Source organism: Candidatus Melainabacteria bacterium RIFOXYA2_FULL_32_9 (genome assembly GCA_001784615.1).
Taxonomy (GTDB): domain Bacteria; phylum Cyanobacteriota; class Vampirovibrionia; order Gastranaerophilales; family UBA9579; genus UBA9579.
Genome location: MFRQ01000052.1, coordinates 1 through 11325, shown reverse-complemented (window position 1 = coordinate 11325; position 11325 = coordinate 1). Strand labels below are relative to the sequence as shown.

At 30.8% G+C, this 11325-nt stretch carries 8 protein-coding genes; 4 read left to right on the top strand and 4 right to left on the bottom strand.

Annotated features, from left to right (window positions below; translation table 11 throughout):
* Positions 1 to 714: 714 nt before the first annotated feature.
* The gene (locus A2255_07475) at positions 715 to 1653 is read right to left on the bottom strand and encodes a TIGR01212 family radical SAM protein (protein ID OGI21776.1); all 939 of its coding nucleotides are present in this window, start codon (positions 1651 to 1653) and stop codon (positions 715 to 717) included.
* A 489-nt stretch (positions 1654 to 2142) separates the two neighbouring features.
* Here A2255_07475 and A2255_07470 point away from each other — a divergent pair, with 489 nt between their 5' ends.
* Together A2255_07470 and A2255_07465 are read left to right on the top strand one after the other, a co-directional pair.
* Positions 2143 to 2703 carry a hypothetical protein gene (locus A2255_07470; protein OGI21775.1) on the top strand — a complete coding sequence of 187 codons (561 nt, stop codon included), beginning with the start codon at positions 2143 to 2145 and terminating at the stop codon, positions 2701 to 2703.
* A gap of 166 nt (positions 2704 to 2869) precedes the next feature.
* Positions 2870 to 4000, top strand: a complete 1131-nt coding sequence (locus A2255_07465) for a hypothetical protein (GenBank protein ID OGI21774.1) — start codon at positions 2870 to 2872, stop codon at positions 3998 to 4000.
* Between the two features lie 52 nt (positions 4001 to 4052).
* Here A2255_07465 and A2255_07460 read toward each other — a convergent pair whose 3' ends face one another.
* The 3 genes from A2255_07460 to A2255_07450 form a co-directional block, all read right to left on the bottom strand.
* The gene (locus tag A2255_07460; GenBank protein ID OGI21773.1) at positions 4053 to 5222 is read right to left on the bottom strand and encodes an LL-diaminopimelate aminotransferase; all 1170 of its coding nucleotides are present in this window, start codon (positions 5220 to 5222) and stop codon (positions 4053 to 4055) included.
* Between the two features lie 806 nt (positions 5223 to 6028).
* A complete protein-coding gene (locus tag A2255_07455; GenBank protein OGI21772.1) occupies positions 6029 to 6976 on the bottom strand; it encodes a hypothetical protein in 948 nt (315 codons plus the stop codon).
* Positions 6977 to 7772: 796 nt separating this feature from the next.
* A complete protein-coding gene (locus A2255_07450; protein OGI21771.1) occupies positions 7773 to 7970 on the bottom strand; it encodes a Cro/Cl family transcriptional regulator in 198 nt (65 codons plus the stop codon).
* 515 nt (positions 7971 to 8485) lie between these two features.
* Here A2255_07450 and A2255_07445 point away from each other — a divergent pair.
* Positions 8486 to 9583 carry a redox-regulated ATPase YchF gene (locus tag A2255_07445; GenBank protein OGI21770.1) on the top strand — a complete coding sequence of 366 codons (1098 nt, stop codon included), beginning with the start codon at positions 8486 to 8488 and terminating at the stop codon, positions 9581 to 9583.
* Positions 9584 to 9811: 228 nt separating this feature from the next.
* Positions 9812 to 11209, top strand: a complete 1398-nt coding sequence (locus A2255_07440; GenBank protein OGI21769.1) for a hypothetical protein — start codon at positions 9812 to 9814, stop codon at positions 11207 to 11209.
* Positions 11210 to 11325: the final 116 nt, after the last annotated feature.

Here is an 11325-nt window from a genome sequence, read left to right as displayed (position 1 = left end):
AATAGGGGTTTTAAACAACAAAACTCCTTTTGACCCTAACTGGAAAAATTCTGTTCAATTTGCTTGACTTTCAACACAGAATCTAAATAATTTTTTAGTTAATATATCATACTGAAGCGCCAAAAGTGATTATTAGTAATATTCTTGTCAGCATCTTACCGGTTTACATCTTTAGCATTAATAGCTAGCGGGATAGATCCTGAACATCCAGGATTAATATTATAATTTCAATGTTTCCTGCTTCAGGATGACACAAGGTATTATTGGAAGGATTGAGGACTTATGACAGTACGAAGTACTTCAGGATGACAATACTAAAACATAGAATTGGTAAATCTTTCAGCTAATTAGCAATTCGAGTTAATAGTGTTCTATTCAAAAAATAATACTTTGAGACTGCTTCGCAATAATAATTTAAGCTAAATTTTACGATTCCGGGCTCGCAATGACAAAAATTGATTAATGCTGTATATTTTTTATTTCCTGGATAGGTTCTTAGCTATTTCACAATAGCAGGAAATTGCTTTTAATATATTATCTACAAATCCTACCAATAGAGTTAAATAATCATTGGTTTTTTATGTTTATTGATTTAACATACAAGCAATTCGAGTTAATTATGTTAAATATGTTAAAAAACTAGGCTAGTCACTAATTTTTAGTTGATAAAAAATGTTAACTAAATATACCCTCCAAGCTTATGAAGGTAGATTATTATAAATTTATTGGTTGAAAAATTTTTCCCTGAAAAGAGTTTCTTCTTTCTAATTCTCTATCAATTTGGTTTAAAATTTTAAACTTTTCAGGCAACCATCTTGGAGCAACTAAAATTTCTTTTAAACCATTTCCTGCAATTCTATGAATAGTGACCTCAGGAGGAAGGATTTCAAGAAAATCACAAACAATATCAACGTATTCTTCTGTTGATAATAATCTAATTTCATTATTTAAAAACATTTTTTCAAGTCGAGTTCCTTTTAAAACACAAAGAAGATGAATTTTTACTCCATTTATCCCAGTATCAGCTAATATTCTGGCTGTTTCAAGCATGTGTTTTCTTGTTTCTCCAGGAAGTCCTATAATTACATGTGCACAAATATTAATATTTTTATTTTGGGTTATTTTAACCGCATTTATAAAATCCTGAGCCGTATGTCCTCTGTTTATAAACTTCAAGGTTTTATCATGCATAGATTGTAAGCCATATTCAACCCATACATAATGATTATCAGTATAAGAACTTATTAAATCTACTTTTTCTGCATCTATGCAATCAGGTCTTGTGCCAATAGATAAACCTATTACATCTTTATGTTGAAGAGCTTTATCATAAGTAATTTTTAAATGTTCTAATGAACCATAAGTATTAGTATAGGCCTGAAAATAAGAAATAAATTTTTTAGCTTTAAACCGTTTTTTTAATCGTTCTATACCTGTATTAAGCTGTTTATCTACAGGTAATAAATTACTATGAGCTTTTGAAAAAGAACCGCTTTCATCACAAAAGATACAACCCCCATAAGATATGGAACCATCTCGATTTGGACAACTAAAACCAGCATCAAGGGTTACTTTATAGACTTTACAGTCAAAAAGTTTTTCAAGATGCTGGCTATATTGATTATATCTTTTACTTGAATTATTTAAACTCATTCATTTTCATTAACTTCTTGATCTTCTCTAGGTGGATATACATAATGTTCTCCACATTTAGGACAAATTACTTCTTGAGTCTGACCTTCTTCTACTTTTGCTACTTCGAATAAAGTTTTACATCCTGATTGTACACATCTGATTGCCCAGGCTGGTCTTATAATTCTAGCCATAAATTAAACCTTTCTGTTTTTGTTCTCTCAATAATACTATACAAAATATTACCAGATTTTTTACTTTCTATAAAATTTTGTTGCTTAATAAATGTTAATCATAAAACATTGATAAAGCTGAAGCAGTAGATGGGTTAAAAGTTTTCAAATAAAAGTTTCTTAATAAAGAGGAAATTTTTTCTATGATTTGTTTTTACATGTAAAGTTAGATGTTAATAAAGTTGATTCTATTTTAAAACTCTTTTATTATAATTAAAGTCGTCAGAGTCTACAAAATATTAATTACTGGACTGGAATAAGAGGTTAAGGAAGGAAAATGAAAACTAATACTATATATAAATCAGGTATCTCAAAAGAAAGGATAGCAGCTTTGGAAGAATTATTATCAGATAATGCTGTACCATACGATTCATCACCAGGAGTGTACGTAAGGTCTGATAAAGATCGTGAATTAGATATTTTATGGCAAGGATTCAAGATTAATTCAAAAGAAGAAAGAACACCTGGTATTTACCTTACAATAGGTTTTATCACAGGCGCTATTTGTATGTTTCTGATGAGTTTAATTCTTAATCTAGGAAATCCTTCCAAGGATAGTATTTCAGACTTAAATTTATGGAAAAAAAGCAGTACAGAGGTTAAGCAAAAAGTTGCAACACCTGTAACCATCACTCCTTCTACACCAGCAAGCCAAAATACTTACACTAAAACAGAAAAATATACTGTTCAAGAAGGCGATACGCTTGAAAAAATCTCTTTAAGGTTCTATGGAACTCCTGATCCTGTAAAAATTGAGCAAATTCAAGCAGCAAATAATATGAATAATCCTAATGAACTTCAGATTAATCAAGAGTTAATAATTCCTTTAGAGAACTAAATCAATAATTCAAATTAAAAGATCTCTCCTAATCAGGAGAGATCTTTTAATAGATAAACAAATATTACATTTATCCTCCAACTGTCCTATTTTTTTCTCAGGGAGAATGATGTTTTATTTTAACTAATGTATTATTAAATTAATAAGACTTTGCGGGAAAAGGAAATTGGAAAGACTTAAGAAAAATATTAAGAAAACTCTAATAATTTTCTTTACCTTGAATCTTTTATTAGCTCAAGGAAATTTTAGCTTCGCTCAATCTATTGAGAATTCTTCTAAAAGTCTTCAGGGAACAATTGAGAAAACTGAAGATAAAGAAGAAAAGAAACTTTTTACTGGTGAAAAGCAGGAATTAGAAAAGGGTACACAGCTAAAAATGACTGTTTCACAAGTAATAAGCTCTGGATATAGCGAAGAAGGTGATGAATTTTTTGCAGAAGTAACAAATGATTTAAATGCACCTGGAGGTATACTTATTCCTGCAGGGACAATTGCTCATGGTAAAGTCTCAAAATTAAGAGGAACTAAGCGTTTAGGTAGGGATGCTTACATAACAGTAAATTTTGATTATCTTGTAACACCTGACGGGCGAGAAATTCCTATAGAAGCTTCTATGACGACAAAAAGACATCCTGTTACCTCTGCTGCTAAAGTAGTTCTTGAGGATACCGCTTATACTATGGCAGGTGGTGTAATAGGGGGTTTTTTAGCTCTTAAGTTTCTTGGGCTTGGTGCTGCTATGGCAAGTCATGGTTATACAGTGGCAGGTGGAGCGGGAGTAGGAGCTTTAGTTGGAGTTACAGCTTCTCTTGCAAGAAAAGGTGACGAAGCTCTTATTGCTCCAGGGGATGAAATAAATGTTCATGTAGCATCACAAATAGAACTTCCTATTATGTCGGAAGAAGCACTTAAAGATGAAGAAAAACAAATGGAAGGTCTTGATGTAAAAATCACTGAATATATGATAGAAAAAGATCCTTTCGGAGAGCCAAACACAATTACATTAACTTTAAACGTTGATAATAAGACCCGTAGAACATTCAGCAGCTTTGATATGGCTTTAGTAAATGACTATAATTCAGTTTATTATCCATCTCCATTTGGAAATACTGATTTGTGGTTTCATAAGATTACTCCAAATACAAAAATGACTGGAAAATTATCTTTTGCTGTTGATAATCCAAAGAGAAAACACTGGTTAGTTTTCTATGACACAACTTCAAGAAAGGTTCTGGCAAAAATTTCCATAAAGAACGCAGAAAGAATGTTAAAAAAAGAAAAAAACAAAAAAAGTTAATCATTTTTTGACAAATTATAAGAAACCCCTCTTAATTAAGAGGGGTTTCTTGCTATTGATATCTAATTCCTGCTTTTTTCATTCTCTGAATAACTTCTTTTAATTTTTCTTCACCTACAGTAAGAGCTATTCTAAAGAATCCTTCACCTGATTCTCCCCAACCATTTCCCGGAGGAACAATTATATGAGCTTTTTCAAGCATCAGTTCGGAAAAATCTACTGAACTCATTCCTTTTGGAGTAGGAATCCATAAATAGAAAGTTGCTTTTGAAGGTTCAATGTTCCAGCCTAATTCTTTTAATCCTTCAATCATAATGTCACGGCGTTTTTGATACAGTGTATTTAATTGATCTATTTCGGATTGAGGACTTCCTAAAGCATTAATACCAGCTTTTTGAATAGCTTTAAATATACCACTATCAATATTATTCTTGATAATACCAAGAGCATTCATAGGTTCAGCACCACCGGCTGCCCAACCTATTCTCCACCCGGTCATGTTGTATGTTTTACTGTGTGAGAAAAACTCTATACAACGTTCTTTTGCTCCTTCAACTTGCAAAAAGCTTGGTGCTACATATCCATCAAAAGTCATTTCACAATATGCCTGATCGTGACAAATTAAAATATCATATTTTTTAGCAAAATCAACAACTTCTTTAAAATATTCAAGGTTAGCTACAGCTCCGGTTGGATTGTTTGGATAATTTAAGAAAATTAATTTAGATTGTTTTGCTATATCTTCAGGAATTTTATCTAATTCAGGAAGATAGTTATTTTGTGGATTTATTGGCATAAAGTAAGGAGTTCCTCCGGCTAAAATAGTCGCATTTCTATAAACAGGGTAAGCCGGATCAGGAACTAGTGTATAATCGCCGGGATCAACAAAAGCGAAAAACACGTGGGCAATACCTTCTTTAGAACCAATTAAAGCCAATATTTCATTATCAGGATTAAGATTTACATCAAACCTTTGCTTCATCCATTCAGCACAAGCAGTTCTAAAACCTGATGTTCCTTGATAAGGAGGATAATTATGAGTTGAAGGATCATCAATTGCTGTATGCATTTCTTCAACTATATGAGGAAAGGTTGGAGTATCGGGATCTCCGACTCCAAGATTTATAATATCGTATCCTTTTGCTTTTGCAGCGTCTACTTTTTTATCAATTTCAGCAAATAAATATGAAGGTATTCTGTCTAATCTTTTGGATAATCTCATACTTAGAACTCCTCTGTTTTCTGTCTTCATCGAAATATTAGATTAAAAATTAGGATAATGGTAAAAATTAAAGTGATAAATTTTTTCAGAGCCATAATCCGGCTAATCGTCACACTGTCATTGCGAGCACCGTAGGTGCGCGGCAATCCAAAAGAAGATAGTAATAATATTATTTGGATTGCTTCGTCACTTCATTGCATTTCGTTCCTCGCAATGACACCAGGAAAATTTGATTTCTGGATATATTCTATAATCACTTGTTTTTACATCTTTACCAAAATTAGATTAACATAAAACTGAACAAAATAAAAAAAGGACATAACTTGTCCTAAATGGGGGTTATACATGAGTGTTTATCGAAGTTTTTTAAAAATTATTCTATCAATCCTAATAAATTTTACCCTTTTAGCCGTTTGTTTTGTTTCATCTCCCAATAATATAAAAACAAAAAACAATTGATAATTGTCCGATAAGCATGTATGTGTAAGAAAAAGGACTTTAATATAATTAAAACCATTGATATTAGAGAATATAAGACTAAAAACACATGCCGATATATAGAAAGTTTTATGTAATTATTATATTCTTTTAAAATAAAGAGAATATAATGTATATATAATAACAATATATAAAAAGTTTGTTTTATTATGCTATTAGAGCTTAATAAATTGTAATAAAAAGAGTAAAGATAGATTTATTCTGGTTATTAAACTATTTATAAGCTATAAAAATTTAAAATTATAAATTGTACAATAAATAACAAGCAGAAGTTATATAAATAAAGATTAATAAGATTTTATACCTAGTTATAATGTTATCTGGTCTATTTTTTCTGTTATTCTTCCACTCCAATTTCTATCACCAATTTCTTGAGCTAAAGATAAAGATTTTCCATATAAGTTTGTAGCTTTATCAAATCGACCATTTTTTAACATAATATCCCCGGCTTGCTCATAGCTTTTTGCACAACCTGAACAGTTTCCTGCTTCTGAATCAATCTTTATAGATTCTTTGTAATAATTGAGAGCTTTTTTATCGATACCTAAATCTCTAAATACTCCGGCTACATTACTTAAAATAGAAGCCTGACCTGTTTTATCAGCTTCATTTTTAGCTAACCCAAAGGCTAATTTATAATAATTTAAAGCTTTTCTATAATCTTTTTTTACTGTAAAGATATTTCCAATACTGTTTAAAGTTTGTGCCTGGTCTTTTATATTTTCTGTTTCCCCATCAAGAGCTAGAGCAGCGTGATAGTGATCCAAAGCAGGATCAACTTTGCCTAGATCATCATAAATAGAAGCCATATTATAATAAGCTTTTGCCTGAGTTTCTTTATCCCCGGAGATTTTAGCAAGAGTTGCAGCTTTATTGTAGTTTTTAAGAGATTGAGAGAGTTTATTATTTTCATCAAAAATATAAGCTACATTTAAAAATATTTTAGCTTGAGTATTCTTGTCATCTATTTTTTGAGCAAAGATTAAAGCTTTTTTTCCTTCAGATAAAGCTTTTGCATAATTACCTTTATCAATAAGTTCTTCAAAGTTGTTATACAAATTTTGTAATCTGATATTTTCCAGTTTTGAAGGTGTTTTTTGTGTAGTTATTTGAGGAAGAGGATTATTTATTTCAGATTTTGTTTGTATTTGAGGAGATTGTTCCTGTTGTTGGGAAAGAATTTCTTCAGAGTTCTTTTCAACAGACGGTTTTTCTTCTGTTTTTTCTATTTCCGGGATAGATAAATTATAATCCACTTTTTGTAAGAAAATGGCATTTATCCAATTGGTTACTACTTTAGAATGTCTATTTAAAGTAGTAGTTATATATTCATCAAGTATTTCGGCTGAACTTCTTAAATTTGATTTAATAATAGATTGAGAGGGAGAAGACTTTTTAGCTTGAAGTTCAACTAATTGTAGATATCCAGATACTTCTTTTTCAACATCTTCAGGAGCGCCAATAGCGCTTAATGTACTGCGAAAATCAGTAAGAATTTGGCTAATATTAACTTTCTCTGCTTTATAATCAATAGCAGATTTATAAGCCTGACCAGTTGAAGAATTATTGTCTTCAAGAGACTGATTTTGTCCAGGTTTTTTGGACTGCTCAGAATCCCTGAAAACTTTTTCAACAGGTTTATGCTTTATTTGGGGTGTATAAGGCTTTGTGTATGCCGGATAAACACCAGGATATAACGTAGTAACCGCCTTCTTTCTGAATTAAAAATAACTCTCTCTTAGCTCCTCTATTTTATACATCGGCTAAGATAAATTAAAACTTTAAGAAAAAGCAGGCTTTTTTCTACTGTATTTAGATGATTTTTAGAAAAACCATTCCTTTTGCTAATTTTAATGATGTTTTTGTAATAATCAAAGATTTTCTTATGTTGTATTAAGGTTGGGTCAAAATACTTTGACCCAACCACAAATAATGATTAAGCTGGTTGGTTAGATTGCCGCGTCGGAGCTTCGCTCCTCCTCGCAATGACAATGCCATGATGTTGAAATTCTTTGTTCAAAATAACAAGAGAAAAATTGTAAGTTTTTAAACTTATATTTTTTCTAATAAATCTCCAACCTGACATTGGAATATCTCACATAGTTTATCAACGGTAACAAAATCAATTCTCTTAGCTTTTTCGTGATATAAATTTGAGATTGTATTTCTATTTAAGCCAGTTTTTTCATGAACATCCTGGATGCTCATTTTGTTAATACCCATTAATTTTGATAAATTACATTTAATCATAATTGAAAATTTCTTAATACCATACTTAATATGTTAAGTAAAATACTTGACTAATTAATCAGAATATAATATATTTTAGATATTATATTTAGGAATTATTGTATTTCTTTAAAAATACCATAAAAAGCCATAAATTTTCATGGCTTTAATTGGAATTTTTGTAATTTATAAACCTTACCTAAAAAAGAGGATATTATGAAGAATATAAAACAAGAAGAACTTTTATATAGATTATTGGACTTAAAACACTGTCTTGAAATTGCAGAGAGATACATTAAATCTGCTCAGGAAACTTTTGGTGAAATCGAAGAATTCAAACATTTATTAAAAGATATAAAGTAAGTTTGGGCAAAATTATTTTGCCCAAACTTAAAACTGAATAGCAATAAACCTCTTTTACAGTAGGAACTTAAATTTTAAGGTGCGTCCTATAATAAGTCTCTTATTTTCAAAGTCTTTTATGTTATAAATAAATAGATAAAGACTGGTTTGTAATATTAGAGAGAGGATATAAAGTGTTAAGAGCTGGAATTGTAGGATTACCAAATGTTGGTAAATCAACTTTATTTAATGCATTGACTTCAAGTAAAAATGCAGAATCTGCTAACTATCCTTTTTGCACTATTGAACCAAATGTAGGTGTTGTTAGTGTACCAGATGAAAGACTCTGGATACTTAAAGATATAGCAAAAACAAATGTAGTAATCCCAACAGCAATAGAATTTGTTGATATAGCAGGCCTTGTTAAAGGGGCAAGCAAAGGTGAAGGACTTGGAAATCAGTTTCTAGGTCATATTAGAGAGGTTGATGCTATTATTCATGTGGTTCGCAGCTTTTTAGACGAAAATACCGTTCACGTAGCAGGAAAAATCGACCCAATAAACGATATTGAAACAATTAATATGGAACTAGCTTTAGCTGATCTTAATACCGTTGAAAAAAGAAAAGACAGAATCTCAAAACAGGTTAAATCCAGAGAAAAAAATGCTATTATCGAAGATTCTGTTATAGACAAATTAATTGAACTTTTAAGTGAAGGTAAGCCTTTTTCAATTGATTTATTTAACGAAGAAGAATTACCTTTTGTTAAAAACTTACATCTATTAAGTTGTAAGCCTGTTATTTATGCCGCCAATGTTTCAGAAGCTGACCTTGTAAAAGGAACAAATGAGTTTGTGGAAATGGTAAAAGAATATGCAAAAACTCATCAAGCTCAAGTTGTTGTTATTAGTGCACAAATAGAATCTGAATTAGCTGAATTATCCCCTGAAGAAGCAAAAGACTTCATGGAAGAACTTGGTGTTGATGATTCAGGCATAAATAGAATGATCAAAGCTGTATATGAACTTCTTGGTTTAAGAACATATTTTACAGTGGGAGAAAAAGAAGTAAGAGCTTGGACAATAATAGCAGGGACTAAAGCACCTCAAGCAGCCGGTGTAATTCACACCGACTTTGAAAAAGGATTTATTAGAGCTGAAATCACCGGTTATAATGATTTTGTTAATGCCGGTTCTTATGTCGTCGCAAAAGAAAGAGGTGTTACAAGATTGGAAGGCAAAGAATATATTGTCCAGGATGGCGATATAGTTCATTTCAGGTTTGCGGTGTAATTAAATTAGTAGCACAACAACGTAAACTTATAGCTTTAAATTAAGTCCATCCATTTCAAAGAATACAGCGATGACTTAGGTTAGGTAATGGATATTACCATTAAATTTCGTTGAAATTGATTTTAATACTTAAATCTTACTTCTTCTAATTATCTAGAATTTAGATTAAAATGTTATTATAAAGCTTTATACAACTTAATTAGCATTAATAAAATAAAGGTAAAAAATTTGTTTGAGCGTTTTACGGAAAAAGCCATTAAAGTAGTTACTTATGCTCAGGAAGAAGCGATCAATGCCAAACATTCTAAGCTTTATCCAGAACATATTTTGCTTGGAATTTTAAGAGAAGGAACCGGAATTGCTGCAAGATTTTTAAGAGCATCAGGTTTAAATCCGGAAATTTTGAGAGAAAAAATCAGCAAAATAATTATAATAAAACAACAGGAAAAAATTTCTGTTGAGAATTTACAATTCAGTTCTGCTACTAAGAAAGTATTAAAAGAGGCATGGGATGAAGCAAAAGCCTTAGGGATAAACTATATTAATTCAGAACACTTATTCTTATCTCTTTTAAAAGAGAATAATGTCTCTATAATAAAACTTTTAGATGAACTTGATATTGATAAAAACAGAATTAAAACCAGTGTGCTAAGGGTTATTGAGAAAAAATCAAAAGTATCTTTTCACCCTGAAGCCAGTCAAAAAACTCTTCCTTCTAAATTAAGCTTTTTTTCTATTCCTTCTATTTTTGAAGAAAAAGATTCCTTACAAATAATGACTGCTGCTCAGGAAAAATTAAAAAATACAAATTTTGAAGCACTTGGAACAGAGCAAATATTTCTTGCAATGCTTGAAGATAAAGAGTCACCTTTATATGCATTACTTGAAAACGAAGGGATAACAATTGAGAAATTTCAGGAGAAATTAAATTCCCTGAATTCCAGAAAAGCAGAATACAGTTATAATGAATGTTTATTTACACCTGGGACGTTCTTTGCAATAAGTTCAGCTTATGAGCTTGCAAAAGAACTTGGCTCTTCTTCGATAAAACCCGAACACATTATTCTTGGATTATTAAAAGAAAAAAAAGGTATTGCTTATGAAATTTTGGAAGAATTAAATATCGATACCAATAATTTGTACAACAAAATTATTAATCCTATAGAAAAACAAAAGCCTGTTACCCTGACTATTCTTAGACTTGCAAAAGAAGAAGCAAGAAGATTAGGACATAATATGGTCGGGACAGAACAAATATTACTTGGTATTCTCGGAGAAGGAACAAGTATAGGTGCTATTGTTCTTAAAAATCTCGGAATAACTCTAAAAGATGCCAGAATTGAAACGGAAAAACTTATAGGATATGGTGACAGATATTCTGAAAAAGAATTGATTTTTACACCCAGAGTTAAAAAACTTCTTGAAATTGCCTGGTCAAAGGCTAAAAAGTTCAATCACCCAAGAATTGAGTCTGAGCATCTTTTACTTGGAATAATTAAAGAAAAAAAATGCATGGCGATGAAAGTCCTGGAAAATTTTGGTGTGGATGTGCTTGAGATTAAGCAAGGAATCTTAAAAGCAATAGAAGAAAAAAATTACAATTTATCAAATACAGAAGAAGTATAAAACAATTACCATTGTGTAGGTAATGAAAAGCAGAATGTTGTGCCGACTCCAAGCTTGGTATCGTACCAGATTTTACCGCAATGAGCTTCAACGATCTGCTTTGCAAGATATAAACC

Coding starts and splice junctions, on each gene's coding strand:
- A2255_07475 (OGI21776.1), bottom strand. CDS start 1,653: ATGAGTTTAAATAATTCAAGTAAAAGATATAATCAATATAGCCAGCAT.
- A2255_07470 (OGI21775.1), top strand. CDS start 2,143: ATGAAAACTAATACTATATATAAATCAGGTATCTCAAAAGAAAGGATA.
- A2255_07460 (OGI21773.1), bottom strand. CDS start 5,222: ATGAGATTATCCAAAAGATTAGACAGAATACCTTCATATTTATTTGCT.
- A2255_07450 (OGI21771.1), bottom strand. CDS start 7,970: ATGATTAAATGTAATTTATCAAAATTAATGGGTATTAACAAAATGAGC.